A 25,240-nucleotide genomic window follows, 5' to 3' on the forward strand; every position below is an offset into this window, starting at 1 on the left:
AGTCTGAGTGTTCGTTCAGATTGTCGCGCCGCCGGGTTCGGCCTCAGCTGAGCCGGCGGATTGCCTGCGTAGCTTCGTTTTCGACGCCAACCTAGCCGCCCAAGAGGCCAGCGGCGATCCCGCTGCCAGCGGTTCCCCGCGCCGTGTGCTTCAGCGCCTGCAAGGCTCCACAGAGTCTCGCACCTATCTCTTCGGGTTGACTGACTCCGCCTTGGGGCCGGCTGGTGAACTAGGTCTACCCGTTATCTCAGCGGCAGAGCCCAGCCCCGAAGTCGATTTCGATGGCTTCATCCACATCTCTCTTCCACTCTTGGAGGAAACAGAGAACGCCGATATCGAATGCGTCCTCGCCGCGGATCTCCTGCCCTTGCCTGGGGAGGATCTAGAGCCAGAGGCTCTCGACGTGACGCGAGCCCTCGCCCGCGAGGCACTCCGGATTACCCGCCAGCTGGGCCGCACGACTGCCCAGGTTGGCATACTGTACCCGCCAGACGCGGACCATACCTATGACCCAATGTCGCAGGCCTACCTTGAGCTCGGGTTTCGTCGCAAGCATGCCGAGCGCCAAATGTTCGTCGAAATAGCCCCCACTCCTCCGGTGGTTGGAGCGCAGGTGTGGCCCGACTACGACATCCCGGAAGAGCTGCTTGATGATGTCCTGCGCCTGCTCACCCTAGCCTCCACCGACGCGGTCTACGGTGACTTAAGCGTCGAGCCCATCGTGTGGACACGACAGCGCCTGAATGAAGCGCACGCACGGCTGCGCTCGCGCAAAGCGCATACGCTCCTCGTCGGCATTGTTGAACAGGGACGCGTCGTCGCACTCACCGAGCTCTCCCGCCACGGCGATGCGGACCCTGAGGTATGCGAGTGGACTCTTACCGTGACAGACCGCGAACAGCGCCGCCGTGGCCTGGCTACACGTGCCAAGCAGCATGCCCAGTATGCGGTGGCGCACCACTGGCCCGACGTCCGCCGGGCTTACTGCTCAGTTGCCCAGGCGGATCCGGCGATGAATGCGCTCTACAAGCGCCTCGGCGCGCACGTCATCTCGGCGAGCAGCGCCTACGAGTTGACCGTGGAGAACGGATAGTCGGTGTAGCCGTGCGCTCCACCCGTATAGAACGTGGTCTCATCCGGCGCAGTGACAGGAAGCTCTTCCTGCCAGCGGCGAACGAGATCTGGGTTGGAGATGGCCAACCGGCCCACGGCCACGGCATCACCGTGGTGTACTAGTTCCTCGGCTTCCGCGCGCTGGGTCACCTGTCCAAACCCCGAATTCAGGATGACACGGGTACGCCCGTTAGCACGCGCTTCGGCGCTCAGCTCAGTAATGAGCTCACCCGTAGGCGCTGCATGCAGGAAGGAGACGTAGGCCAAACCAAGGTCTGCGACAGCGCGCAGCAACCTACCATAGGTGGCACGCACATCCGCAGCGTCGGTTTCCTCAATGCCCTGAATATTGTGCTGCGGGGACAGGCGCAGCGCTACGCGGTCGGCTCCGATCTCCTTCGCCACGGCACGCAGGATCTCTACTACCAGGCGGTAGCGCTTCTCCGGGGTTCCGCCGTAGGCATCCTCTCGGTGATTCGAGCTCGGAGAAAGGAACTGGTGCAGCAGATAACCGTTCGCACCATGAAGCTCCACGCCATCCATCCCCGCATCGATGGCATTGCGGGCAGCTTGGCGGAACTCATCGACAATGCGCGGTAGCTCCTCGATGTCGAGAGCGCGGGGCACCGGGCACTCCTTGCGGGATTCGAAATCTCGGACCGCAGTGCCCGATGCCAGCGCAGAGGGTGCCACCGGTTCTGCACCCTCGAGGAGGCTGGCATGAGAAAGGCGCCCGCCGTTCATCATCTGCATGAAAATGCGTCCGCCAGCTTCGTGGACGGAATCGGCCACTCGCCGCCAGCCGGAAATCTGTTCTGGAGTTTCGATACCGGGCTGGCCAGGGAAAGCGCGGCTGGTCACTGCGGGGAATACGCCCTCCGTCACGATAAGACCCATGGAAGCGCGCTGCGTGTAGTACGTCTCGTGCAAATGCGTGGGGACGCCATCGCGACCTGCCCGTGAGCGGGTCAACGCTGCCATGGTCACGCGGTTTGGCAGGGTCAGTCGTCCCATTTCAAGTGAGTCGAAGAGTGTAGTCATGCACTCCACAACACGAATCTCGTAGCGCTTATTCCTCGTCCTGCTGGCGCCGGTGGCGGGAGGCCGCGCGGGAGCGGCGGTCGTCGATAAGCAGCGGATTCTGTTCTGCCGGCAGCTCGGTAGCGGCTTCGGTCTGCAGGACTCCCACGTGATCGAGCTGGCCGGCGACTTCCCGCACGCGTTCTGCGGCGGCCAACTGCTCAGGACTGCGGCGCAGTGCTACCTGGCAGTACACAAGAAAGGCGACCAACGTTGAGAAGACGCCCACGTACATACCTATGGCAGCGCCATCCGAGGCGCTGTCCCTGTACCAAAATCCCCACAGGTTAGCGAAGAAAGAGATCGTCGTCATCATCCACGCTACGAGAGCCAGCTTGGTCCGGCGAGTGATAATCGTGGCGGTGGTTAAGATCCCCACTCCACCCAGCGCTAGCCATGCGCTGACGGTTTCCATGAGGGAGATACGCACGCCCTCGGCCGTTCCACCGACGAAGAGAGCTTCCCAGCCGCGGGCATCACCGGCATAGGGCAAAACCAAGTAAGCAACCCACGCCACGACGGCCACGATGAGCGCATATTTATGCTTTCCCAATTCGAGAGTCTGCGCTGCGCGCTTCTCAGCAGCAACGGCATCGTGAACGGACTTTAAGTCATCACTCATAAAACGGAGCCTACCCCCTTTTAGCAGCCGCAGGAATCGGCAGGAGCACTGGGCTTGCCGACGCCCGGCAGACCCAGACCCACCCCAATCGGTGCCGTCGTGGGCGTCTGCCCCGCCGCCGACATATCGCCGGCCTTCGTGCGACGGTGCTCGCTCACGCCGGAATCAGCCACCAGGAAAAAGGAGCCTGCATCCGTCACGGTAGCGTGCACAACATCACCGGGGCGAATCTCCGCAGAGATGTCCTTGCCCGCGGCATCGACTGGTGCAAAGTGAACAAGGCGACCATCACGCGCGCGTCCGGTGAGGCGGTGGGTCTCGGCGGCCTTGCGGCCGCCTTCCGCCTGCACCAACAGCTCTACATCAGTGCCGACAAGCTTGGCGTTTTCTTCTGCCTGAATGGAATCCTGCAAGGCGACGAGGCGCTCGAAGCGCTCCTGCACAACTTTCTTGGGGATTTGGTTATCCATTTCTGCGGCCGGGGTGCCGGGGCGCGGCGAGTACTGGAAAGTGAAAGCGGAGGCGAAACGTGCGCGGCGAACCACGTCCATCGTGGCTTCGAAATCCTCCTCGGTCTCGCCTGGGAAGCCCACGATGATGTCGGTGGTAATTGCCGCGTGTGGCATCTTCTCACGGACCTCGTCGAGAATCCCCAGGAACTTTTTCGTGCGATAGGAACGGCGCATGTCCTTGAGGACCTTGTCAGACCCAGACTGCAGCGGCATATGCAGCTGCGGGCACACAGCCGATGTCTCCGCCATGGCATCAATAACGTCGGAGGTGAACTCGGCCGGGTGCGGCGAGGTAAAACGCAAGCGCTCGAGGCCCTCAATCTTGCCTACCTCGCGCAGCAACTTGGAAAAGGCGAAGCGATCACGCGGCAGGTCTGGGTCCGCGAAGTTGACGCCATAGGCGTTGACGTTCTGCCCCAATAGGGTCACTTCGGACACGCCTTGATCTACCAAGGCCTGAACTTCTGCGAGGATATCGCCGGGGCGGCGGTCTTCCTCTTTGCCACGCAGCGAAGGGACGATGCAGAAAGTACAGGTGTTATTACAGCCCACGGAGACCGAGACCCACCCGGCATAGGCGGATTCGCGCTTTGCCGGCAGTACGGAGGGGAAAGCCTCGAGGGCATCGACGATTTCCACCTGCGCTTCATTGTTGTGACGTGCACGCTCAAGCAGTGCCGGCAGCGCCGCCATGTTATGGGTGCCGAAAACCGCATCCACCCACGGCGCGTGGTCCAAGACGGTGTCCTTATCCTTCTGCGCCAAGCAGCCGCCAACCGCGATCTGCATGCCGGGATGGTTTTCTTTCGTCTTCTTCAGCGCACCCAGGGTGCCGTACAGGCGCTTGTCGGCGTTCTCGCGCACGGCGCAGGTGTTAAATACGATGAGGTCAGGCTCGGCGCCATCCGGCGCCGCCGAGTAGCCGGCCTCCTCGAGCAGGCCGGAAATGCGCTCGGAATCATGAACGTTCATCTGGCAGCCAAAGGTCCGCACCTCATAGGTGCGGGGCTGGTTATTAGTTACGGGGGAGCTCACGTGGGGACATTCTAACTGGACGACCCCACTACTCATAATGCCCCGACCGCATATAAGAGTTATGGATTTGTTACACAAACCTCCCCGCCTCCACTATCCACACGCCTATTGTTCTACATATGATTCAGCTCACTCTATCTAAGGAGGTGTGATGTGACCGACCATTCCGGCCCGATGATCAAGATGGACGGAGTCAATAAGTACTTCGGTGACTATCACGCGCTCCGCGATATCAACTTGGAGATTGGCCGCGGCGATGTCGTCGTTGTTCTCGGTCCGTCCGGCTCCGGCAAGTCCACCCTGTGCCGCACCATCAACCGGCTTGAAACCATCGACGAGGGTTCCATCGCGATCGACGGCACTCCCCTTCCTGAAGAGGGACGCGAGCTAGCCAAGCTGCGTGCGGACGTGGGCATGGTGTTCCAGCAATTCAATCTCTTTCCACACAAGACCATCAAGGACAACGTCACTCTGGGGCCTATCAAAGTCCGCAGGATGAAGAAGTCCGAGGCCGAAGAGCGTGCGATGCAACTGCTTGACCGCGTTGGAATTGCTAATCAATCAGAAAAATACCCTGCACAGCTCTCCGGCGGCCAGCAACAACGTGTCGCCATTGCCCGTGCCTTGGCTATGCGCCCGAAAGTCATGCTCTTCGATGAACCTACCTCAGCTCTCGACCCTGAGATGGTCAACGAGGTGCTTGACGTCATGACGGATTTGGCCAAAGAAGGCATGACCATGGTCGTGGTGACCCACGAGATGGGCTTCGCCAGGCGCGCGGCCGACCGCATCCTGTTCATGGCCGACGGGGCCATCGTCGAGGACACCGACCCGGAATCCTTCTTCACCAACCCACAATCAGAACGAGCAAAGGACTTCTTGGGCAAGATCCTGCAGCACTAAACGGTTACCAGTTCACCTCTTTTCTCTACCTTCATTCATTTTCCACTCACCTCATCAAGGAGAATCTCATGTCCCGCACTTTCAACCGCATTACTGCCACCGCCGCCGCCATCGCCGCATCCAGCGCTCTGCTCGTTGCGTGTGGTGATTCCTCTGACTCCGCCAGCGGAGGCGAGGGTCTTCTCGGCGCTATCGAGTCTGGCTCTGTCACCCTAGGCACCAAGTTCGACCAACCGGGTCTGGGCCTGCGCGAGGGCGATGGTTCTATGACCGGCCTCGACGTTGACATTGCCACCTACGTGGTCAACCACATTGCCAAGGATAAGGGGTGGGAGGAGCCGGAGATCGAGTGGCGCGAGACTCCGTCCGCGCAGCGCGAAACTCTGATCGAAAACGGCGAGGTTGACCTCATCACCGCAACGTACTCCATCAACGCTTCCCGCGCGGAAAAGGTCAATTTCGCTGGTCCGTACCTCATCACCCACCAAGCGCTTCTTACCCAGGCTGATAACAAGGAGATCAGCGGGCTCGAGGGCCTCGACGGCAAGATCCTGTGCTCTGTCACCGGCTCCACCCCGGCACAGAAGGTGAAGGAAGCTCTGCCCAGCGTGCAGCTGCAGGAGTACGACACCTACTCCTCCTGTGTGGAGGCACTGAGCCAGGGCAACGTCGACGCCATGACTACCGACGCGACGATTCTTAACGGCTACGCCGCTCAGAATCCTGGCAAGTTCCAGGTCGTCGAGTTGGAGAAGGACGGCAAGCCCTTCACCGATGAGTACTACGGCGCGGGTCTGAAGAAGGATGATCAAGAGGCGACAGACGCTGTCAACAAGGCCCTGGAAGAGCTTCATTCCTCCGGCGAGTTCGACAACCTCGTAGCCAAGAACTTGGACAAGGGCGAGGGCATCGACGAGGCCACCGTCGGTGACCTCTCCTTCCTCAACTCCTAAACGCTCGATTAGCCCCCACCTAGCCTGCGCCGAGGACATTCAGCCTCGGCGCAGGCCTGTTAGTAGGAGATTTCTATGGAATCCATGTGGGCCGCACTAGGCCCCGAACTATGGCCAGCCTTTTGGCTCACCATCCAGCTGACGTTCTGGTCTGCCATCGGCGCAATGATCCTCGGCACCATCCTCACTGCCATGCGTGTCTCCCCAGTAAGAATCCTGCGGTGGATTGCCACGACGTACATCACGACGGTGCGCAATACTCCCTTGACTCTCATTATTCTGTTCTGCTCGTTTGGCCTGTACCAGAACCTAGGGCTCACGCTTGCTAGCCGAGACTCTGCGACCTTCCTAGTGGATAACAACTTCCGCCTCGCCATCGTCGGGTTCATCTTGTACACCTCGGCATTCGTTGCGGAATCCTTGCGCTCGGGAATCAACACCGTGGACTTCGGTCAAGCCGAGGCCGCACGATCGCTGGGTTTGAGCTTCTCACAGACCTTTAGCACGATCGTCTTCCCTCAGGCGGTACGTGCGGCAATCGTCCCCCTGGGAAATACGCTCATCGCGTTGACCAAGAACACCACGATCGCCTCCGCAATCGGAGTGGCAGAAGCTTCCCTACTGATGAAATCCACCATTGAGATGCATGCGAGCCAGCTCTTTGTCATCTTCTTTATCTTCGCGCTGGGCTTCATCATCCTGACCTTGCCCATGGGCTTAGGCCTAGGCAAACTCTCCGAAACTGTGGCGGTGAAGAAATAATGGCTGTACGCGCAACCGTGCTTTACGACGCCCCCGGCCCCAAGGGCAAGCGGCGCAATCTCATCTATACCGTCATCACCGTCGTTCTCTCGCTAGCTGCACTGTATTGGGTGCTGTCTACATTGGGTGAGCGCGGGCAACTCGACTCCGCGTTATGGACCCCTTTTCTTAACAGCCAAACGTGGACCACGTACCTGCTCCCTGGCCTGCGCGGAACGATCCTTTCCGCCGTAGCATCCATCATCTTGGCCATCGTGTTCGGCGTCGTCTTCGGCCTCGGCCGATTGAGCGAGAACGTCATCGTACGTGGCGTGTGTGGTGTGGTCGTGGAATTCTTCCGCGCCATCCCCGTCCTGCTGCTCATGATTTTTGCCTACCAGCTTTTCGCCATCTATAACGTAGTTCCGTCGAAACAGCTGGCGTTTAGCGCCGTGGTCTTCGCGTTGACCCTCTACAACGGCTCTGTCGTCGCAGAGATTCTGCGCTCCGGAATCAAGTCGCTGCCCAAGGGGCAAACTGAAGCCGCCCGCGCGCTGGGGCTGTCGCATGGGCAAACAATGCGTACCATCCTGCTCCCGCAAGCAGTAGCCGCAATGCTTCCGGCCCTCATCGCCCAGATGGTTATTGCGCTCAAGGACTCTGCGTTGGGCTACCAGATTGGCTATGTCGAGGTGGTGCGCTCCGGTATCCAATCGGCGTCCTACAACAAGAATTACCTGGCCTCGCTCATCGTCGTTGCGATCATCATGATCCTCATCAACTGGGGGCTGGGCCTCCTGGCCGAACGCATCGAACGTCAGCTTCGAGCGGGCCGTGCGCGCCGGAACATCATCGCTAAAGTTCCGGAGCAACCAGACCAAGGCTTGGACACCAAAGACCAGGTCAACGTTGATTGGCACTCAGAAAGCTATACAGAAATCCGCAACCCGGACGAATAGAAACAGCTAGGAGAGCTCGGCGATGCGCGCATCCAGCACTTCGATGGAAATACGCATCACCAGCTCCTGGCGATAGCCGCGCCGCGCGAGTGTTCCTACAATGCGACGCAGGAACTTGTCCCTCTCATGGCGGTCGGCGGGAACACTCTTCAAGGTTCGCGCCTTTTTCTCCGCTACGCGGCGCGCTACGGCCTCCTCAGATTCCTCGGTAATCTGCTCTAGGGCCGCTGCGCGATCGGCGGCCTCAACGCCCTTCTCCTTGAGTTCCACATTGAGGGCACGGGCCGACTTACCGCGCCGCGCGTGACGCTGGCGCACCCACTCCTTGGCGAAGGTTTCATCATCAACGAGCCCCACCCCTGCAAGGTCATCGACCACGTCCTCGACCACATCGGGCTCAAAGTCCGCCGCGACAAGCCGGTCACGCAGTTCCTTGCGGGAACGTGCACGTTGATCTAGCAAGCCTAATGCTCGGGAGCGCACGGGCGCCTTCGCTGCTTCAGCATTCGCATCAACAAGCTGCCCACCGGCGTCGCCCGCCTCGTAGGCTTCGAGAGCTTGACGTAGCTTCTCTAGCTTCTCTGGTGAAGGTTGTGCCATTGCGCCTGTTTAGTCGTCGTCGAAATCAACGTTCGGTACCAGATCCACAGCCTCATCCGTCAGCGGATCGTCTGCACCCGGCACATCCATGGCGACGTCCTCACCAGCTTCGGCTGCGGCAGCACCCACGCCGAGCTTGACGAAGATCTTCTTCTCAATCTCATCCGCTAGATCGGGGTTGTCCTTGAGGAAGTTGCGGGCCTTTTCCTTGCCCTGCCCCAGCTGATCGCCTTCGTAGGTAAACCACGAGCCAGATTTCTTAATGAACCCGTGTTCGACACCCAAGTCAATGATGGAAGACTCGCGCGAAATGCCTTCTCCGTACATGATGTCGAACTCAGCGATCTTGAACGGCGGGGACACCTTGTTCTTCACCACCTTGAGCTTGGTGCGGTTACCGATGGCATCCTGGCCGTCCTTCAAGGTTTGGATTCGGCGGATATCGCAGCGCACAGAGGCATAGAACTTCAGCGCCTTACCACCCGTGGTCGTTTCCGGTGAGCCAAACATCACGCCGATCTTTTCACGCAGCTGGTTGATGAAGATGGCGGTAGTCCCGGAGTTGTACAGAGCACCCGTCATCTTGCGCAGCGCTTGGGACATGAGACGGGCTTGGAGGCCAACGTGGCTATCTCCCATCTCACCCTCAATTTCCGCCTTGGGCGTCAAGGCGGCTACGGAGTCAATCACGATGATGTCGATGGCGCCAGAGCGCACGAGCATATCTGCGATTTCCAGAGCCTGCTCACCGGTATCCGGCTGGGAAACCAAGAGGTTATCCGTGTCCACGCCAAGCAGACGCGCGTACTCAGGATCGAGCGCGTGCTCCGCATCGATAAACGCCGCGATGCCGCCGTTCTTCTGCGCCGATGCGATGGCGTGCAGAGCAACGGTGGTTTTACCCGAGGATTCAGGTCCATAAATCTCTACGATGCGACCGCGCGGGAAGCCACCGACGCCCAGCGCAATGTCGATGGCCGTATTCCCGGAGGAAATGGCCTGGATTGGCGGGCGGTCATCGTCACCAAGACGCATGACGGCTCCTTTGCCAAAATCCTTCTCAATCATCGCCATTGCGGCATCGAGGGCTTTCTGACGATCATCGCCCTTGCTAGCCGCCGAGGACTTCTTCTTCGTAGCCATTTATTTCCTCACTATCGTGCGTCAGTTAGTGTGCAGTGCTGTATGTCATTAAATGGGGGCACCTAGTTAGACTGCCATGAAGCAACTTCGGTTCCCAGGCCCGTCGCATTGTGTTTCCGGCATCGTCCCGGTTCCATCACATGCCACGAAAGTACCCTAACGTTTCCACCAGACCACAACCCACAATACACACACAAGTGTTCGATTGCCCATTCGAGCAACGCGCGTGTCTGAGACCTAATCCAACGCCTCGCCGCCTAGTGAAGTTTCCACGGACCGCCCTGCTCTGTACGGACGAAAGACACCTGCTCATCGGCAGGCAGTACGGCAACTACCCCGCCCAGCGCGCTACAGACATCCAGCTCATCAAGAGAGGCCCTGCTGCTCACATACTTCGACGCTCCACGCCCCTGCGCATCCCGATAAATCTCAACACTCCCCGAGCTTGGCGGCACCCATTCATCATCCTCGTCGGTACCGCCCTGCCAGGTTCCCCCACTAGCGTTTATGACATCCTCCTCGACAGCCCCAGGACAGATAAAGATCACGCGGTGATATTCGGAATCGAAGATGTCGCCGACGCGCATGTCGACGCTGCCAGACTCCCCTTCCTCCACCCCGGCCGCTTCTTCGATATTTTCGATGACATTCGCGGAACCTATCAACGAACATCCAGCCACGCTCCCCAGCGCGATACCGGAAAGAAGCGCTACCACACTGACACGAGCAAGCCCTAAGACATGCTCCATCTTCTTTCTATTTGCCATGCCTCTAGATTACCCCGTTCGGGGTAGTTTCAAGGCCTAAAAGCCGTGCTTGAACACTGTTCAAAAGTGCCTATTTGCTGCATCATTAAGCTACTAGATAAACTTTGGCCCATGAAAAAGAATTCCGTCGCGACTGATATCGCGTACGTCGCGGTCTTCACCGCGCTCATCATAGTCTTTGCGTTCGTCTCTATCCCTACGCCTACCGTGGGCGTGCCCATCGTTCTTCAAAACGCCGTCATCATCCTGGCTGGCCTCGTCCTTGGTGGCCGCCGTGGCTTTTTCGTCGGTCTACTCTTCATAGCTCTCGGCCTCGTCGGCCTTCCCATCCTTGCCGGCGGCCGCAGTGCCCTGAGCGCCATTGCCGGCCCCACCGTGGGCTACCTTGTCGGCTACGTCGTCTCACCCGCCATCGCCGGCCTCATCGCCTACCGCGCGCCGAGAAGCAAAGGAGGCATGACGGTAGTCCTCGCCATCGCCGGCGTCGTCGGCCTGGCCGTGCAGTACTTGTGCGGCATTGTTGGCCTGATGGTCCGCTCTGACATGTCCTTCGGGGCGGCCGCCGTGGCTCAGGGCCCGTTCGTCATCCCCGATCTCATTAAGGTCGCCGTGATGGTTGTCATCGCCGTCGGTGTCCACGCAGCATTCCCCGACCTGATGGGTCGCCGCACCAAGGCAAAGTAGCACCAGTGCCGCAGATTGACTTCCGCAACGTTTCCGTCACCTTCGACGAAACACCGGTGCTCAAGGATATTTCTCTCTCATTAAACGAACAGCGCATCGGCATCATCGGTGCCAATGGTGGCGGGAAATCCACTCTCGTCCGGCTCATCAACGGTCTTGGTGAACCTTCACGTGGTGAGGTCTTGGTGGATAACGTGGACGTCGCCAAGCACGGCAAGGAGATTCGCCGCCAGGTGGGCTTCGTGTTTTCTGATGCGGAGAACCAGATCGTCATGCCGCACGTGCGCGATGACGTGGAATTCTCCCTTCGCCGGCTCAAGCTGTCTCGTGAGGAGCGCACCGCACGCGTCGACGCCGTTCTCGAGCGCTTCGGCCTGACGCCGCTAGCTGAGCAGTCCCCGCACACTCTCTCCGGCGGGCAGAAGCAGCTCCTCGCGTTGGCGGCAGTGCTTGTCATGGAACCCACCGTCATCATCGCTGACGAACCCACGACCTTGCTAGATCTGCGCAACCGCGATCGCATTCGCCGCGAATTTGCGCAGCTCGAACAGCAACTCATCGTGGTTACCCATGACCTTGACTTTGTCTCTGATTTCGATCGCGTTCTGTGCATCGATAACCACCACGTCGTAGCCGACGGATCTCCCGACAAGGTCATTTCCTTCTACACCGAACTCATGAAATCCCGCCCGCTCTAGAGTCATGCCTAAAAACATCCCCCTCGGCTACTACGTCGACGCCGATACCATCATTCATCGCATACCGGCCGCGGTGAAATTCCTCGTGCTCATCGGCTTCATCCTCGTGACCTCGCTCGCCGTGCACACGCTTCCTTGGGCGTCGGCCAGCCTCTTCCTCCCACTAGTGCTCTTTCCCGTCGCCCGCATCCCGTTTCGCGTCGCACTCGGACAGCTTGTTCCTCCGCTCTACCTCCTCGTTGCGCTCGCAGCTTTTCAGTGGTGGCAGAAGGATTTGCTGTCGGCCGCGATCATGTTTCTCACCATCTACGCAGCCATCAGCGCGGCGGTGCTGCTGACGCTGACAACGAAGGTGTCGGAGATGATGGACTCCCTCGATCGGGCCCTCGCGCCACTGGGGCGCCTCGGGGTTCCGGTTGAGAACATCACGCTGGCGATGTCCCTGACAATTCGTTTGCTCCCCCTCATGCTGGGGACCGTGGTCGAGGTGCTTGATGCACGAAAAGCCCGGGGTGCCACGGCATCACTGACCGCTTTTGGCACCCCGGTTATCATTCGCTCAATCCGCCGAGCACGCGCGATGGGTGAGGCGCTTCAAGCCCGCGGCGTCGGCGACTAAACCTTATTCTCCGCGCAACTCGCGTAGGCGAGCCTGGACGGCATCCTCCTGCACGTTCGGCTGACCCTTAGCCTCTGCCGAACCGATTGCCTGCTGGGAGTTTCCCTCCACTGCCTTCGGGTTATTCATCTCCGCGCGGATCTGCTCGAGACGGGAGTGGCCAGCCAGTTGCACGCCAGCCTGCTCGATCTCCTGCATGCGGTTAGACACTGAGTTCTCGGCGAGCTCTGCCTGGCCCAGGGCCTTGGAGTAGCGGCGCTCAATCTTGTCACGCACAGCATCCAGGGAAGGCGAGTTACCGTTTGCGGAGAGCTCGTTCATCGAGTTGAGGGACTCGGAGACCTTCTCCTGCATCTTGGCCTGCTCGAGCTGCGACAGCAGCTTGGAGCGCTCGTTGACCTTCTCACGAAGCGCCATGCCGTTGCGTTCAACGGCCTTCTTGGCCTGCTCCGCCTGCTGTAGAGCCTGATCGTGGAGCTTCTTAGTGTCCTCAACAGACTGCTCAGCGGTAACCAGCTGGGCAGCGAAGGCTTCAGCCGCGTTTTCGTACTCGGTCGCCTTCTGTGCATCGCCTTCGGCACGGGCCTTGTCCGCAAGGCTCAGGGCGTTACGGGTATTCTGCTGCAGCTTTTCAATCTCACTCAAACGACGGTTCAGCTGCATCTCCAGCTGGCGCTGATTACCAATGACCGCAGCGGCCTGCTGTGACAGCTCCTGGTGCTGGCGCTGCGCCTCCTCGATTGCCTGCTCAATCTGAACCTTCGGGTCGGCGTTCTCCTCGATCTTGGAATCAAAGAGAGCCATCAAGTACTTCCAGGCTTTTACGAATGGGTTCGCCATAACAGGAGGTGCCTTTCTCAGCAGTTCGTTGTGTCAATAAGGTGTGTAACAAGAATATTTCCTGCCTGCCTAATAGTAGCGAAGCAGACAGTATTCCGTTGCGGTTCTATAGTTCCGATGCAGCGGGTGCGGTGGATGCGAGCTCCTCATCCATCGACGGCAACGCCATGTAGCCGGCCGCCTCAATGAGGACATCGGAGACGCTGACATCGAGTGCATGGCAGACAGAGGCCAGCAGCTCGGAGGAAACCTCCTTGCGGCCACGCTCCAGCTCCGAAAGATATCCCGGGGAAACACGCGCCACACCGGCGAGTTCGCGGAGGGTCACGCCTTTATCCGCGCGGAAGGCGCGAAGCGTTAATCCGAGGGCCTCACGCAGCAGCGGTTCAGGAGTCCGCGTCGACCGCGCCGGGGACTGGGTGGGTTTATCGAGTAGTGCAACTGAAGTGTTCATCACCCCGTACAACGGCTCAGCAGTCGTACTTGTTCCCACAATCAACTAATTTTCTTCAAGAGTTGATAGGAGAAGACTCAATGCCGCCTCAATGGCAGCGAAACGAATCGCGTTGCGCCCCTCAGCAGGAAGCTCATAAAGGACGCCGCGCTTGGCGACGCCCCCGCCACCCCTCCCGCATAACCCCACGTACACCGTGCCCGCGGGTTTGCCTTCCTGGAGGTCCGGCCCGGCTACACCAGTCAGCCCTACCCCCCAATCTGCACGCGTTTCAACGACCGCCGCCTCAGCCATCTGCGCAGCAGTCGCAGCAGACACCACGCCTTGCTCCTCAAGTTCTTCCACGGTGGTGTTGAGAAAATGAGCCTTGACCTCTGTCGCATACGTCACCAGCCCACCCCGCAGCACCGCCGAGGCTCCCGGGATGCACGCCACAGTCGCAGCGGCTAGACCAGCAGTAAGGGACTCACAGAACGCCACAGTTTCACCGCGTTCGCTGAGCGTGGATACTAGTTGCGCCTCGATGCTCATTGGTTCTCCCTATGGCCATCAATGAGGTACTGGATGCCGGTCAGGACGGTAACGAAGGCGGCGGCCAACATAACGAGGAGGCTCGGAAGGTCCATCCACCCTGGCAGCGGACAAAGATACAACGCCACCGCCACAGTCTGCAACGCTGTCTTGAGCTTTCCGCCTTGGGAAGCCGGCACCACCTTCCCTTGACGCAGCAAGAAGAAGCGCCAAATCGTAATGCCGAATTCGCGAAACAGAATCAGCACGGTGATCCACACCGGCAAAGCCCCGGTGATATTGAGGCACACGAGGGCCGCGGTCATCAGGGCTTTATCCGCGATCGGGTCCGCAATCTTGCCAAAGTTAGTGATGAGTCCCCGCGCGCGTGCAATATCGCCATCCAACTTATCCGTGAGCATCAAGAGCGCGAAGCAGAGGAAAGCCCACCATTCATGGCCGGCGAGCACCAGCCAGGCAAACAGGGGGATAAAGAGGATGCGCAAACTAGTCAGGATGTTGGGCAGGTTCCAATTGGAGACCTCGGGGTTTACATCCGTGGTTCGAGATTGGTTGCGCGCAGCCTGAGAATCATTCACGCTCTTCATCCTACCGTGGCCTCCCTGCCACTCGAGCGAGCACTACCATGGTCGGTATGAAGTATTTCGCAGTTTCCTATGAATACAATCCATCTAACCCGGTTATTGCTGAGGTTCGCCCGAAGCACCGCGAATTCATCGGCGCACTCCACGACAAGGGCCAGATCTGTGGCTCTGGCCCCTACACCGATTCCAAGGGCGGGGCGCTCATCGTCCTGCAATTTGAGGATGAGTCCGTAAAGGTGGCCGATGTCATCGCCCTCATGGACCAGGATCCCTTCTACACCGAAGGCGCTGTTACTGGGCGCGCTTTCCGCGAGTGGAATCCCGTTATTAATTCCTTCTAAATCCCCGCGGCCCGAGTTTAAGGCAGCTCGGACTTGGGAAGTTCGTCCGCCTTGCCGACGAGCTCGCCCTCCTTGTTGCGAACGATCTTGTTGCCATAATCGTCCCAGTCGTAGTGGTTGTGGGAAATCACCACACCACCCTGGGCTTGGTCGCGTTTGTCCTTCCACACCGACAACAACACCGTCACGAAGAGGACGCCAACGATGACCAGCAGCGACACCATGGTCGTAATTTCCGGTACCGCACTGACATTCTCGCCGCCGTTGATGAAGGGCACGTTGTTCTCATGCAAAGCGTGGAAGAGCAACTTGACACCGATGAACAGCAAGATGATACCCAGGCCATAAGGCAGGTAGACCAGGCGGTCCAACAGGCCATCAATGAGGAAGAACATTTGGCGCAGCCCCATGAGAGCGAAGGCATTGGTGGTGAAGACGAGGAAAGGCTCCGAGGTAATGCCGTAGATAGCTGGGATGGAGTCGAAGGCAAACATGACGTCGATCAGCCCGATAGCCGCCAAAGCAACGAAAAGCGGCGTCAGGGCGAATTTGCCCTTCTTCTCACCGGATTCCTCACGGTGGGTGAGCTTGTCACCGTGGTAGCGCGGGGTCACATGGATCACTTTGCGCAGCCACTTGACTACCAGCATGTCGTTGGGGTCGGTCTCGGGCGTCCCGTTGATCTCATCGATGAGCAGCTTGACTGCGGTGTAAATAAGGAAGATGGCAAACAGGTAGAAGACATCCGACCATGCCGCAATAATGGCCGCGCCCATCAAGATGAAGACAAGGCGGAAAACCAGCGCTAGGACGATACCGATGAGCAATACCTTCTGCTGATACCTGCGGGGAATCTTGAAGGAGCCCATGATGAGCGAGAACACGAATAGGTTATCCACGCTCAAAGCCTGTTCCGTCACCCAACCGGTGTAGAACTGTGCCGCGTGTTCGCTGTCCCACAGCACCCACACAACTCCGCCAAAGACAACGGCCATCGCCATGTAAAACAGGGTCCAGCCGCCGGATTCCTTAATGGTCGGCTCATGTGGTGAACGAACATGACTGTAGAAGTCGAAGATGAAGAAGCCTAGGATCACCGCGATGGTGATGGCCCAGACCCATAGTGGCACATGCATAATGAGTTATCCCTCCGGTCGACGAGACAATAAAGACCGGAGGTCTCCCCCGCTAACGGGCTCTATGCGAAGTCCCGCTAGCCGGCGCGACCGGGAACTGTACCGCAGTTGCCGTGTTGACGATCGACGCCGTGGATTGGGGTACTCCCCTCCAAGACTCGTCCTATCCTACACGGAACTTAGAACGCACCTGTGGAGGGGTTAGCGGAGATTTCTACGGTGCGGGTATCGGCTGCAGCGTCGTCCGTCCCGCCGGCACCTTCAGCGTCCTGAACCTCCTTCGGGGCCTCGGCTGGGTCAGCGCCCTTGATCATCCAGATGATGGTGTCGAGCTCCTCCGGCTTAACCAGCACCTCACGGGCCTTGGAGCCCTCGGACGGGCCCACCACGCCGCGCGATTCCATGAGGTCCATGAGTCGACCGGCCTTGGCAAAACCGATGCGCAGCTTGCGCTGGAGCATCGACGTCGAGCCCAGCTGGGAGGTGACCACGAGGTCGACGGCCTCCAAGAGGTCATCCATATCCTTGCCGATCTCCTCGTCGATCTCCTTCTTGGCCTCCGACGCCTTATCGTCCGTCACACCTTCGGTGTAGTTCGGTGAGCCCTGTGCCTTCGCGGCGTCGACAACCGCCTGCACCTCCTCGTCTGAGACGAACGCACCCTGCATACGCACTGGGCGGCCGCCCTGCGGGATGAAAAGGCCATCGCCCATGCCGATGAGTTTCTCGGCACCACCCTGATCCAGGATGACTCGGGAGTCCGTAAGCGAAGACGTCGCGAACGCCAAGCGGGACGGCACGTTGGTCTTGATCAAACCGGTGACCACGTCCACGGACGGGCGCTGTGTTGCGAGCACGAGGTGGATACCCGCCGCACGGGCCTTCTGGGTAATGCGGACGATGGAGTCCTCGATCTCCTTCGGTGCCGTCATCATGAGGTCTGCGAGCTCGTCCACGACACACACGATGTACGGGTACGGGCGCATCTCCCGCTGGGAACCGGCAGGAGCCTGGTATTCGCCACTGCGGACCTTACGGTTGAAGTCCTCAATCTTGCGCACGCGGGCAGCCTGCATGTCCATGTAACGCTGCTCCATCTCCTCCACCAGCCACTGCAGGGCCGCCGCTGCCTTCTTTGGCTGCGTAATGATCGGGGTGATGAGGTGCGGAATACCTTCGTACGGTGTGAGCTCCACCATCTTCGGGTCCACGAGGATGAGGCGAACGTCTTCCGGCGTTGCGCGGGTCAACAGCGAGACCAGCATGGAGTTCACGAACGCCGACTTACCAGAACCGGTTGCACCAGCCACGAGCAGGTGAGGCATCTTCTTTACGGAGAAGGAGGTGTACTCGCCTTCGATATCCTTGCCCAAGCCAATCAGCATCGGGTCATGGTCGGCGCGCAGCGCCGGGGAATCAAGCACATCGCGCAGGCGCACCATCTCGCGGTCCGCATTGGGCACCTCGATACCGACGGCGGACTTGCCCGGAATCGGGGTCAGCAGGCGCAGATTATCCGTCGCCACAGCATAAGCCAGGTTGGACTGGAGGTTTGTAATCTTCGAAACCTTAACGCCTGGGCCCAGCTCGATCTCGTAGCGCGTCACTGTCGGACCACGGCTAAAACCGGTGACCTGGGCATCAACCTTGAATTCTTCAAAGACCTCGGTGATGGCCTCGATGATGCGATCGTTAGCCTCCGTGCGTGCCTTCGCAGGTTTGCCGGCGGTGAGCAGGTCCGTCGTCGGCACATCGTAGCCGCCGCCCAGGGCAGTGTCTTCCGCACCACTCGGGGCTGCGGGTGCTTCTTCGGCTACGCTCTGGGCTTCATCCTCAATCTTGGCACCCGTTCGCGCATCACGTCCGGATCGTTCCTGGAACATGCGCACTGCCTCGGAATGAGCGGCGGAGACCACGTCCTCTCCCGCTGAGCCAGCCGACGCTGCGCTTGCCGACGCCTCGGCAGCCGCCGCTCCCAGTGCTGCACCGGCGGCACCGCCGACGTCCACGCGGGGACGCTTCATCGGTGTTGGCTTGGGCTCTGGCTTTGGTTCGACTTTCTGCTCCGGTTGCGGAGTTGGCTGCGGGGCTGGCTCAGGATCCGGTACGACGGGGAACTCGTCGGTATCATCCGCGCGGCTATCAAAGCTCGGGCGGCCGTGCTGTACGGGCTCCTGGCTTACTGGCTGAGCTGCCGAGTCGAAAGAGACGGTGGCATTGTCATCCAGAATCTGCTTTGGCATCGGCTTCGGTGTCTGCTTCGGGCGCGGTCGCGAAGTGTATGCCGGGCGCACAGGACGCTCACGCCCCTCGGCGATGGCGTCGATGTCATCGCTGACGTAGTCGTAGTCGTCCGCGGGGGCGTCGTCAAGCAGCTCCTGATCTGAACGATTCTTCCTGTCACGCAGGCCGCCGACGAGCGCCGCACATTGCGCGGCCACAAAATCATATGCTTCACGCAGGGTGATGCCCGTGATATTGAGTGCCCCATACACAATGAGCAAGAAAAGCAAAGGCACCGCGACATAACTAGAAAAGGCCGCCACCAGCAGCTCGCCGACTCCAAAGCCGATGGCACCGCCTGCCTCCCCGGCGGCGTTGTTATTCCAGGTCAGCTTCGGAAGACCGGCAAAGATGTGAATGAGGCTCAGCATGCACACGACGATGAGGGCCGTGCCGCCCACCACTCGTGGCTTGAAATGGCCCGCCGGACCGGACAGATCCATCATGAGCGCAATGGCGACGGCGACCAGCGCAACGGGAAGAACATAGGCGCCCGCGCCAATCACATAGCGCACAGCGTTGGTGAGGTACTCACCGATAATGCCGGCCACCTGGAACCACGTCGCGCAAGCAAGGATGATGGCCACGCCGATAAGCACAAGAGCCACCGCATCTGGATTGGAGACGCGGATGCTCTTCTCAGTGTGAGCTGGACGCCCCATGACCGTCGTCGGCATCTCACTGTCGACGTCGCGTGCTCGCGTTACCTTGCTCTTTGCCGGAACAGCGCTATCGGCCTTGTTGCTCTTTTTCTTGTTCTTCGCGCGTCCAGAAATTTCCCCTGGCTCCCTCAACTCGTCGTAATCATCGTAGGCACCCTCGTCATGAGCAGCATCGTAGGCGGAGTCATAGAGGTCGTCATCTCGACTCCCCGCATCTACCGGCTTGAGACCGGCAAGGCCGTGCCCGACCCCTCGCGCCATGCTTCCCACGCCTCGGGCGGTAGCGCCAAAAACGGTTCCCAGTCCTCGGCCAACGGCGCGAAAGGCGCTGCCGGTCCTCTCTTCGGAGGTCTCGGCAGCGCGGGTTGCGGAGGTCAGCGAATAGCTTGTGCGGCCGGACGGCCGCGACCGATTGGCGGTGCGACCTCGGCCGGAGGCGCGAGACGGAGCGTTCTTGACAGACATGCCTGCCACTTTAGTAGCAAACACACCATTAACAACATGCGCCACACGCGTGCACTGAAGATTTTAGACAGTTCAGCCTACAGACTTGACCTAACGACGGCGGATGAATCCCCGTCAATCTCAACGCGAGCCGCCTCGCGGCCGAACGCCCATAGGAGCAACTCGGAAACTGCCCCACGGACCCGCACCACGTTGTCCCCCTTCGCTGCCACACGATGTTTATCCGCCGCGACGAGTGGCGCAAACCCAGCCGGCTCCAGCACTACCGGGAGGCGAGAGTGCGCCAACAGCCTTAACCCGAGAAACTTTAGCGGTGCGAGCAACTCCTTCTGCACCGCTAGCGAGAAATCACGCGGTTCGCTGTGCGCATTGGCCCGGCGTAGGTCTTCGTGGTGCACAAAATGCTCTGCGGTGTTGAGCACTGAATCCACGTAGCGCAGAGGGTTGAGCTTTCCCAATCCCCTACCCCAGTCATCCACCAGTTCCTCAAAATCTCGCGCACGGACTTCCTCCATGATGCTGTCCGCATGGGAAGTCAGCGCTGGAACAAAAGAACTGATGACGACGTCGGGCCGGTTTTCGCGGATCCAGAGGTGCGACACGAGGTCGCGGGCCGTCCACCCTTCGCACAACGTTGGAGCATCGGGACCAAGTTCACGGAATAACGCCACCATCTTGGCGCGTTCTGCTGAGGAAAACGACATGCGCCCCAGCATACCTACCAGAAGCAGGAACGCTGGGGCACTGTCTACCTAGACGTTAGAGCGATTCACGGGAGGCGTGAACTTCATCGTCGTCAGGCATCAGGACATCCGAGTTCGTCGGCACGATGGTCGGCAGAATGACCGGCTCGCGCTTGTACTTGGAATCCATGAGCTTGGATACCTTGCGGCGCAGCTTCTGCACCATGCGGTAGGTATCGTTCTCGCCCTCAGCGGCGAGATCGTTCATCGTGGACTCAACCAACTTGGCAACCTCCGGCACGATGCCGCGGTCATCGTCAGAGAAACCAGTGGTGGATACAGCCGGATGCTCAAGCAGCCGGGACGTGCGGTTATCAATCACACAGGTGATGGAAACGACGCCGCCAGAGCCGAGGTTGGTGCGGTCTGCCAGGGTATCTGCGTCGACGTCACCCATGGAGACGCCATCGACGTAGAGGTTACCCACGGTAATCTGGCCAACAACCTCTGCACGGCCGTTGCGCAGATCAACGACAACGCCGTTCTGTGCCAGAACCACGCGGTCGCGGTCAACGCCAGTGGAGACTGCCAGTTCCTTGTTTGCACGCAGGTGACGCCACTCGCCGTGGACCGGCATAACGTTCTTCGGACGCGCAGCGTTGTACAGGAAGAGCAGCTCGCCGCCGTAGCCGTGGCCGGAGGCGTGAACCTTGGCTTCCTTGTTGGTGATAACTTCAGCACCAATCTGGGAGAGCATGTTCATGACACCGTAAACGGCCTCTTCGTTGCCCGGAATCAGGGACGAGGAGAAGATGATGAGGTCGCCGTCGCGGACGGTGATCTGACGGTGCTCACGGCGTGCCATGCGTGACAACGCAGCCATTGGCTCGCCCTGGGTACCGGTGGTGATGAGCAAGACCTTGTGCGGTGCCATCTTGGCAGCCTCGTCGATCGAGATGATGGTTCCGCGCGGAACCTTCAGGAAGCCCATCTTCTCGGCGATTTCCATGTTGCGCATCATCGAGCGGCCGTTGAAGGCAACCTTGCGGCCAGCATAAACGGCGGCGTCGATAGCTGCCTGTACACGGTACACGTTGGACGCGAAGGTTGCGATGATGACGCGCTGCTTAGCATTGGACACCAGGCGGCGGAAGGTAGCCGGGATATCTCCCTCGGATGCGGAAACGCCCGGGATGTTCGCGTTGGTGGATTCGCAGAGCATCAGGTCGACGCCCTCATCACCGTAGCGAGATAGCGCCGGAAGGTCGGTCGGACGGTTATCCAGCGGGGTCTGGTCCAGCTTGATGTCACCGGTGTGGATGATATTGCCAGCCGGGGTGCCCAGCATGATGCCCAGTGCATCCGGAACGGAGTGGTTAACTGCCCAAAAACGGCAGCGGAACGAACCGTAGTTCACATCCGACTTCTCGTTGACCTCAACGAACTTCGGCTTCTGGCGGTGCTCCTTACACTTCGCCGCAATCAGCGCGATGGTAAAGCGCGATGCCACGATTGGAATATCCGGGCGCAGCTTCAGCAGCCACGGGATAGCACCAATGTGGTCCTCGTGAGCGTGGGTTACAACGAGAGCCTTGACCTTGTGAATCTTCTTCTCGATCGGGCCAAAGTCCGGCAGGATCAGGTCAACGCCAGGCTCACCGGAGGACGGGAAGAGCACGCCACAGTCGATGATGAGCATCTCGTCCTGGTACTCGAAGACGGTCATGTTACGACCGATCTCAGAAATACCGCCCAGGGCATAAATACGCAGCGAATCCTTCTGCTGCTTCGGCGGCTCCGGCAGACGCTTCGTCAGATCCGCGCCCTGCATGGACTTGGGAACGTTGCGGCGGCCACGGTTGTTATTACGGTTGCGATTGTTGTTGCGGCCACCGTTGTTGTGGTTGTTGTTGCCGCCGCGACCGCGACCACGGCCGCCACGGGAACCACGGGAGCGAGAACGGCGGTTGCCGTCCTCAGAATTCGAGTTATTAGACTCGTTCGAATTATTGCCGGATGCAGCCGATTCGTTCGGCGCTTGAAAAACCGGCGAAGCCGCCTCATTCGAGGCGGTCTCAGTCTCCGAAGGCGGACCCGCCTTACGGGTTACCTTGCGGGAGCGATTACGGGATTCAGTCATTCTTAAAGGACTCCAGCCTTTTCCAAATCGTGGCGGAGAGCCTCGATCTCCTCCGCGTCAGCCGCGGTAACTGGGAGACGAGGTTCTCCAACTTCAATACCCTGCAGACGCAGGGCAGCCTTAACAAGAGTTGCTCCTCCGAGGCGGCCTTGCGCCTCGACGAGCGGGGACAAAGTTTTCGCGTTAATCTCTCGTGCACGTGCAATATCGCCTTCATCGAAGGCCACGTAGAGATCAGCCAGGGCGCGCGGAGCGAGGTGACCAATCACGGAAATAACGCCCGAAGCACCGAGGGCCAGCCACGGCAAGTTCAGTCCGTCATCTCCGGAGTACCATGCCAAACCGGTTTCCTGGATAAGCGGTGCGGCTGCTACAAGGTCGCCCTTGGCGTCCTTAACAGCCTTGATGTTCGGCACCTCCGCGAGGCGAAGAAGGGTCTCCGTCTCAATCGGAATGCCCGAGCGGCCAGGGATGTCGTACAGACAAATGGGGAGGTCCACGGCGTCAGCCACAGCAGTAAAGTGCGCGTACACACCAGCCTGGGAAGGCTTGGAGTAATACGGGGTCACGACCAGAAGGCTGTCTGCTCCCGCATCAGCGAAAGCGCGCGCGGCCTCAATACTGGTGGCGGTGTTATTAGTTCCCGCACCAGCGCACAACTTAGCGCGGCCGCCTACCTCTTCCTTTACAGCTGCGAACAGCTCCAGTTTCTCATCCAACGACGTCGTCGGTGATTCGCCCGTGGTCCCAGACAAAATGAGCGAATCAACGCCGTTATCAACCAAATGAGCTGCTAGGCGACGACCAGCGGACACGTCCAAGGCGCCGTCCTGGTCAAATGGAGTGACCATAGCTACGCCTACGCGTCCGAAGGTGTCGACGCCTGCCTGTGCTGTCATACCTGTGCTCATAGGCGTCAAGATTACCTGCTTTCGCCCCTATTGGCCGCATCGGGGTCGTGCGCGAGTCTCCTGCAAAGCCTTTAAGCGTACGGGCTCGAAGCCATTTCGGTGCCGTCAGCCAGGGTGGTGATATGGAAGTCGTCGAAAAGCACCGGCGATTGCTCCCGCAACAGCTTCAAGCACGTGACGGCGAGCTGGCGCATCTCTGTATCGGCTTGTTCAGTCGCCCGCGCGCCAATAAAGTGACGCCACGCGCGATAGTTTCCCGTCACGACGATGCGGGATTCCGTGAGATTAGGTAATACCGCACGCGCTGCTTGTCGAGCCTGTTTCTTGCGCAGCAATGCATTTGGCTCCTCTTCCAACTTGGACTCGAGAGCGTCGAGGAGCTCCTCGTAGACAAACCTCGCTTCGTCGGCCGCCTGGAGGGTCAACCGCGTTAGCTGTTCATCTTCCGCAATGAATTTGGGCAGGACTACCTCCGCCTCCTCGGAATGCACGAAACGTTGCGAGAGCTGCGAGAAGGAGAAATGACGGTGGCGAACCAGCTCATGCGACGCCGACCGCGATAGTCCCCGTATATAGAGCGTCGCCGTAGCATGCTCCAGCAATGCATCGTGGCCTACCTCCAGAATGTGGTGCAGATAGGCCTGATTTGAGGCGGTACGGGGATTCGGCTTGTCGAAGGACTCATAACAGGCGCGTCCGGCAAATTCGACTAGAGCCTCGCTTTCCGACGCCCCCTCATCAACCTCCCAGTCCACTCCTCGCGGCGCATGGAATGCGGTTGCCGCAATGAGCTGGACATCAAGCTCAGAGACCTTTGCCATTACAGCCCCAAGTACTTCTCAAGTCCCACGGTCAAGCCTGGGTGGGATGCGATTTCTCGTACACCCAGCAGAACACCGGGGGTAAAGGAAGAGCGGTCATAGGAATCCTGACGGATGGTCAAGGACTGGCCTTGAGTGCCGAAGATAACTTCTTCATGAGCCACCATTCCCTGCATACGGACTGCGTGGACGTGAACACCATCGACGTCTGCGCCGCGCGCTCCATCGAGAGACTGCTCGGTCTTGTCCGGCATAGCGTCCAAGCCTGCCTCCTGGCGAGCCTTCGCAATACCCTGCGCAGTGTGAACCGCGGTACCGGACGGCGCATCGAGCTTGTTCGGGTGATGGTATTCAACTACCTCGGCACTGTCGAAGAACTTCGCCGCCTGCGCGGCAAACACCATGGTCAGTACAGCTGAAATAGCGAAGTTCGGGGCAATGAGAACGTTGCCGGCGCCCTCTTTCTTAGTCCACTCCTCCACCTTGGCTAGGCGTCCTGCATCGAACCCCGTGGTACCCACAACAGCGTGGATGCCATGTGCGATGCAAAACTCTAGATTGTCCATGACCGATGCCGGCTGGGTGAAGTCGACGGCGACCTCGGCACCCGATTCAACCAGCTTCTCCAACGGGGTCTCGCGGTCGATGGAAGCAACTAGCTCCAAATCCTCTGCCGCATTAACGCCTTCCACGATTGCTTGGCCCACGCGCCCTTTAGCCCCCAAGACGCCTACCTTGATAGTCATTGACAATCCCTTCATACGTGTTCGTGCGGTTAACTGTGCCCAGTCTATCCCTGACACCGGCGTGGTTTCAGACAGGGCTCAAAAGGCCGCCTTTGATACGCATTTTCTTCCTTTCGTTGCGGACACAGGCGACGCCACTCAAATCATTCAGCATCGAATGTCCTGGCTAACCCATGGTGGCTACCCCCGTTTATAGTAACGACTTGACGGGAAT

Annotated in this window: 26 protein-coding genes; 9 read left to right on the forward strand and 17 right to left on the reverse strand. The window is 59.5% G+C overall.

Features of this window, described 5'->3' with window-relative positions:
• Window positions 1–7: 7 nt before the first annotated feature.
• Complete coding sequence (locus HMPREF2932_RS05350; protein WP_071409754.1) at window positions 8–1,093, forward strand: GNAT family N-acetyltransferase; 1,086 nt, start codon at window positions 8–10, stop codon at window positions 1,091–1,093.
• On the opposite strand, the gene HMPREF2932_RS05355 is transcribed toward HMPREF2932_RS05350, so the two are convergent.
• Genes HMPREF2932_RS05355 through miaB form a run of 3 tightly spaced genes read right to left on the reverse strand, consistent with a single transcriptional unit; the run spans window position 1,066 to window position 4,398 of the window.
• Window positions 1,066–2,154, reverse strand: coding sequence for an alkene reductase (locus HMPREF2932_RS05355; RefSeq protein ID WP_071409755.1), 1,089 nt, complete (start codon window positions 2,152–2,154; stop codon window positions 1,066–1,068). The genes HMPREF2932_RS05350 and HMPREF2932_RS05355 overlap by 28 nt on opposite strands.
• Before the next feature lie 28 nt (window positions 2,155–2,182).
• Window positions 2,183–2,815 carry an Rv2732c family membrane protein gene (locus HMPREF2932_RS05360; protein ID WP_049157551.1) on the reverse strand — a complete coding sequence of 211 codons (633 nt, stop codon included), beginning with the start codon at window positions 2,813–2,815 and terminating at the stop codon, window positions 2,183–2,185.
• Between the two features lie 20 nt (window positions 2,816–2,835).
• The gene (gene miaB, locus HMPREF2932_RS05365) at window positions 2,836–4,398 is read right to left on the reverse strand and encodes a tRNA (N6-isopentenyl adenosine(37)-C2)-methylthiotransferase MiaB (RefSeq protein ID WP_083295550.1); all 1,563 of its coding nucleotides are present in this window, start codon (window positions 4,396–4,398) and stop codon (window positions 2,836–2,838) included.
• A 138-nt stretch (window positions 4,399–4,536) separates the two neighbouring features.
• Here miaB and gluA point away from each other — a divergent pair, with 138 nt between their 5' ends.
• The 4 genes from gluA (at window position 4,537) to HMPREF2932_RS05385 (ending at window position 7,918) form a co-directional block, all read left to right on the forward strand.
• Window positions 4,537–5,265 carry a glutamate ABC transporter ATP-binding protein GluA gene (gene gluA, locus HMPREF2932_RS05370; protein WP_046649369.1) on the forward strand — a complete coding sequence of 243 codons (729 nt, stop codon included), beginning with the start codon at window positions 4,537–4,539 and terminating at the stop codon, window positions 5,263–5,265.
• Between the two features lie 68 nt (window positions 5,266–5,333).
• A complete protein-coding gene (locus HMPREF2932_RS05375) occupies window positions 5,334–6,218 on the forward strand; it encodes a glutamate ABC transporter substrate-binding protein (protein ID WP_070513069.1) in 885 nt (294 codons plus the stop codon).
• A 75-nt stretch (window positions 6,219–6,293) separates the two neighbouring features.
• On the forward strand, window positions 6,294–6,980 hold the full coding sequence (gene gluC / locus HMPREF2932_RS05380) for a glutamate ABC transporter permease GluC (protein ID WP_049157556.1): 687 nt from the start codon (window positions 6,294–6,296) through the stop codon (window positions 6,978–6,980).
• Window positions 6,980–7,918 (forward strand): amino acid ABC transporter permease, encoded by a 939-nt coding sequence (locus HMPREF2932_RS05385; protein WP_070547114.1) that lies wholly within the window; start codon window positions 6,980–6,982, stop codon window positions 7,916–7,918. Before gluC ends, HMPREF2932_RS05385 begins: the two co-directional genes overlap by 1 nt.
• Before the next feature lie 6 nt (window positions 7,919–7,924).
• Here HMPREF2932_RS05385 and recX read toward each other — a convergent pair whose 3' ends face one another.
• The 3 genes from recX to HMPREF2932_RS05400 form a co-directional block, all read right to left on the reverse strand.
• Complete coding sequence (gene recX, locus HMPREF2932_RS05390; protein WP_070516857.1) at window positions 7,925–8,518, reverse strand: recombination regulator RecX; 594 nt, start codon at window positions 8,516–8,518, stop codon at window positions 7,925–7,927.
• Between the two features lie 9 nt (window positions 8,519–8,527).
• Entirely contained in the window at window positions 8,528–9,661 is a 1,134-nt protein-coding gene (gene recA, locus HMPREF2932_RS05395) for a recombinase RecA (protein WP_046649357.1), read from the reverse strand.
• A 257-nt stretch (window positions 9,662–9,918) separates the two neighbouring features.
• Entirely contained in the window at window positions 9,919–10,428 is a 510-nt protein-coding gene (locus HMPREF2932_RS05400) for a hypothetical protein (RefSeq protein ID WP_141756286.1), read from the reverse strand.
• Window positions 10,429–10,539: 111 nt separating this feature from the next.
• Here HMPREF2932_RS05400 and HMPREF2932_RS05405 point away from each other — a divergent pair, with 111 nt between their 5' ends.
• The 3 genes from HMPREF2932_RS05405 to HMPREF2932_RS05415 are packed head-to-tail and all read left to right on the forward strand — an operon-like array spanning window position 10,540 to window position 12,429.
• Window positions 10,540–11,112 (forward strand): biotin transporter BioY, encoded by a 573-nt coding sequence (locus HMPREF2932_RS05405; RefSeq protein WP_070516853.1) that lies wholly within the window; start codon window positions 10,540–10,542, stop codon window positions 11,110–11,112.
• A 5-nt stretch (window positions 11,113–11,117) separates the two neighbouring features.
• On the forward strand, window positions 11,118–11,810 hold the full coding sequence (locus HMPREF2932_RS05410; protein WP_070516851.1) for an energy-coupling factor ABC transporter ATP-binding protein: 693 nt from the start codon (window positions 11,118–11,120) through the stop codon (window positions 11,808–11,810).
• A 4-nt stretch (window positions 11,811–11,814) separates the two neighbouring features.
• A complete protein-coding gene (locus tag HMPREF2932_RS05415; protein ID WP_070516849.1) occupies window positions 11,815–12,429 on the forward strand; it encodes an energy-coupling factor transporter transmembrane component T family protein in 615 nt (204 codons plus the stop codon).
• A 3-nt stretch (window positions 12,430–12,432) separates the two neighbouring features.
• Here HMPREF2932_RS05415 and HMPREF2932_RS05420 read toward each other — a convergent pair whose 3' ends face one another.
• From HMPREF2932_RS05420 to pgsA, 4 genes are all read right to left on the reverse strand, one after another.
• Window positions 12,433–13,269 carry a PspA/IM30 family protein gene (locus HMPREF2932_RS05420; RefSeq protein WP_070516847.1) on the reverse strand — a complete coding sequence of 279 codons (837 nt, stop codon included), beginning with the start codon at window positions 13,267–13,269 and terminating at the stop codon, window positions 12,433–12,435.
• A 106-nt stretch (window positions 13,270–13,375) separates the two neighbouring features.
• Window positions 13,376–13,723 carry a helix-turn-helix domain-containing protein gene (locus HMPREF2932_RS05425; protein ID WP_049157573.1) on the reverse strand — a complete coding sequence of 116 codons (348 nt, stop codon included), beginning with the start codon at window positions 13,721–13,723 and terminating at the stop codon, window positions 13,376–13,378.
• Window positions 13,724–13,768: 45 nt separating this feature from the next.
• Window positions 13,769–14,254: a nicotinamide-nucleotide amidohydrolase family protein gene (locus HMPREF2932_RS05430; protein ID WP_049157575.1), complete on the reverse strand. Its 486-nt coding sequence runs from the start codon at window positions 14,252–14,254 to the stop codon at window positions 13,769–13,771.
• Window positions 14,251–14,841: a CDP-diacylglycerol--glycerol-3-phosphate 3-phosphatidyltransferase gene (pgsA, locus tag HMPREF2932_RS05435; protein ID WP_198531099.1), complete on the reverse strand. Its 591-nt coding sequence runs from the start codon at window positions 14,839–14,841 to the stop codon at window positions 14,251–14,253. Before pgsA ends, HMPREF2932_RS05430 begins: the two co-directional genes overlap by 4 nt.
• Before the next feature lie 47 nt (window positions 14,842–14,888).
• Between pgsA and HMPREF2932_RS05440 the strand changes: the two genes are divergently transcribed.
• Window positions 14,889–15,179, forward strand: a complete 291-nt coding sequence (locus tag HMPREF2932_RS05440) for a YciI family protein (protein WP_010190299.1) — start codon at window positions 14,889–14,891, stop codon at window positions 15,177–15,179.
• Between the two features lie 17 nt (window positions 15,180–15,196).
• Here the strand turns inward: HMPREF2932_RS05440 and HMPREF2932_RS05445 are convergent, their stop codons facing one another.
• The 7 genes from HMPREF2932_RS05445 to dapB form a co-directional block, all read right to left on the reverse strand.
• A complete protein-coding gene (locus HMPREF2932_RS05445) occupies window positions 15,197–16,315 on the reverse strand; it encodes a TerC family protein (protein ID WP_070513055.1) in 1,119 nt (372 codons plus the stop codon).
• Between the two features lie 179 nt (window positions 16,316–16,494).
• On the reverse strand, window positions 16,495–19,725 hold the full coding sequence (locus HMPREF2932_RS05450) for a DNA translocase FtsK 4TM domain-containing protein (RefSeq protein ID WP_071407110.1): 3,231 nt from the start codon (window positions 19,723–19,725) through the stop codon (window positions 16,495–16,497).
• Between the two features lie 77 nt (window positions 19,726–19,802).
• Complete coding sequence (locus HMPREF2932_RS05455) at window positions 19,803–20,441, reverse strand: TIGR03085 family metal-binding protein (RefSeq protein ID WP_070516843.1); 639 nt, start codon at window positions 20,439–20,441, stop codon at window positions 19,803–19,805.
• A 43-nt stretch (window positions 20,442–20,484) separates the two neighbouring features.
• Window positions 20,485–22,548 (reverse strand): ribonuclease J, encoded by a 2,064-nt coding sequence (locus HMPREF2932_RS05460; protein ID WP_083295551.1) that lies wholly within the window; start codon window positions 22,546–22,548, stop codon window positions 20,485–20,487.
• A 2-nt stretch (window positions 22,549–22,550) separates the two neighbouring features.
• Entirely contained in the window at window positions 22,551–23,459 is a 909-nt protein-coding gene (gene dapA / locus HMPREF2932_RS05465) for a 4-hydroxy-tetrahydrodipicolinate synthase (RefSeq protein ID WP_049157584.1), read from the reverse strand.
• A 71-nt stretch (window positions 23,460–23,530) separates the two neighbouring features.
• The gene (gene thyX / locus HMPREF2932_RS05470; RefSeq protein ID WP_070513046.1) at window positions 23,531–24,280 is read right to left on the reverse strand and encodes an FAD-dependent thymidylate synthase; all 750 of its coding nucleotides are present in this window, start codon (window positions 24,278–24,280) and stop codon (window positions 23,531–23,533) included.
• On the reverse strand, window positions 24,280–25,026 hold the full coding sequence (gene dapB / locus HMPREF2932_RS05475; protein WP_070513043.1) for a 4-hydroxy-tetrahydrodipicolinate reductase: 747 nt from the start codon (window positions 25,024–25,026) through the stop codon (window positions 24,280–24,282). Before dapB ends, thyX begins: the two co-directional genes overlap by 1 nt.
• Between the last annotated feature and the right edge of the window lie 214 nt (window positions 25,027–25,240).

Source organism: Corynebacterium sp. HMSC074H12, from assembly GCF_001813755.1.
In the GTDB taxonomy this organism is placed as follows: domain Bacteria; phylum Actinomycetota; class Actinomycetes; order Mycobacteriales; family Mycobacteriaceae; genus Corynebacterium; species Corynebacterium hiratae.

Bases quoted from the DNA above. Each gene is read 5' to 3' on its own strand.
- recX (WP_070516857.1), bottom strand. From the start codon at position 8,518: ATGGCACAACCTTCACCAGAGAAGCTAGAGAAGCTACGTCAAGCTCTC.
- gluA (WP_046649369.1), top strand. From the start codon at position 4,537: ATGATCAAGATGGACGGAGTCAATAAGTACTTCGGTGACTATCACGCG.
- HMPREF2932_RS05405 (WP_070516853.1), top strand. From the start codon at position 10,540: ATGAAAAAGAATTCCGTCGCGACTGATATCGCGTACGTCGCGGTCTTC.
- dapB (WP_070513043.1), bottom strand. From the start codon at position 25,026: ATGACTATCAAGGTAGGCGTCTTGGGGGCTAAAGGGCGCGTGGGCCAA.
- HMPREF2932_RS05355 (WP_071409755.1), bottom strand. From the start codon at position 2,154: ATGACTACACTCTTCGACTCACTTGAAATGGGACGACTGACCCTGCCA.
- HMPREF2932_RS05455 (WP_070516843.1), bottom strand. From the start codon at position 20,441: ATGCTGGGGCGCATGTCGTTTTCCTCAGCAGAACGCGCCAAGATGGTG.
- thyX (WP_070513046.1), bottom strand. From the start codon at position 24,280: ATGGCAAAGGTCTCTGAGCTTGATGTCCAGCTCATTGCGGCAACCGCA.
- HMPREF2932_RS05450 (WP_071407110.1), bottom strand. From the start codon at position 19,725: ATGTCTGTCAAGAACGCTCCGTCTCGCGCCTCCGGCCGAGGTCGCACC.
- gluC (WP_049157556.1), top strand. From the start codon at position 6,294: ATGGAATCCATGTGGGCCGCACTAGGCCCCGAACTATGGCCAGCCTTT.
- HMPREF2932_RS05400 (WP_141756286.1), bottom strand. From the start codon at position 10,428: ATGGCAAATAGAAAGAAGATGGAGCATGTCTTAGGGCTTGCTCGTGTC.
- HMPREF2932_RS05360 (WP_049157551.1), bottom strand. From the start codon at position 2,815: ATGAGTGATGACTTAAAGTCCGTTCACGATGCCGTTGCTGCTGAGAAG.
- recA (WP_046649357.1), bottom strand. From the start codon at position 9,661: ATGGCTACGAAGAAGAAGTCCTCGGCGGCTAGCAAGGGCGATGATCGT.
- HMPREF2932_RS05415 (WP_070516849.1), top strand. From the start codon at position 11,815: ATGCCTAAAAACATCCCCCTCGGCTACTACGTCGACGCCGATACCATC.
- HMPREF2932_RS05420 (WP_070516847.1), bottom strand. From the start codon at position 13,269: ATGGCGAACCCATTCGTAAAAGCCTGGAAGTACTTGATGGCTCTCTTT.
- pgsA (WP_198531099.1), bottom strand. From the start codon at position 14,841: ATGAAGAGCGTGAATGATTCTCAGGCTGCGCGCAACCAATCTCGAACC.
- HMPREF2932_RS05385 (WP_070547114.1), top strand. From the start codon at position 6,980: ATGGCTGTACGCGCAACCGTGCTTTACGACGCCCCCGGCCCCAAGGGC.
- HMPREF2932_RS05430 (WP_049157575.1), bottom strand. From the start codon at position 14,254: ATGAGCATCGAGGCGCAACTAGTATCCACGCTCAGCGAACGCGGTGAA.
- HMPREF2932_RS05425 (WP_049157573.1), bottom strand. From the start codon at position 13,723: ATGAACACTTCAGTTGCACTACTCGATAAACCCACCCAGTCCCCGGCG.
- HMPREF2932_RS05440 (WP_010190299.1), top strand. From the start codon at position 14,889: ATGAAGTATTTCGCAGTTTCCTATGAATACAATCCATCTAACCCGGTT.
- dapA (WP_049157584.1), bottom strand. From the start codon at position 23,459: ATGAGCACAGGTATGACAGCACAGGCAGGCGTCGACACCTTCGGACGC.
- miaB (WP_083295550.1), bottom strand. From the start codon at position 4,398: ATGAGTAGTGGGGTCGTCCAGTTAGAATGTCCCCACGTGAGCTCCCCC.
- HMPREF2932_RS05375 (WP_070513069.1), top strand. From the start codon at position 5,334: ATGTCCCGCACTTTCAACCGCATTACTGCCACCGCCGCCGCCATCGCC.
- HMPREF2932_RS05445 (WP_070513055.1), bottom strand. From the start codon at position 16,315: ATGCATGTGCCACTATGGGTCTGGGCCATCACCATCGCGGTGATCCTA.
- HMPREF2932_RS05460 (WP_083295551.1), bottom strand. From the start codon at position 22,548: ATGACTGAATCCCGTAATCGCTCCCGCAAGGTAACCCGTAAGGCGGGT.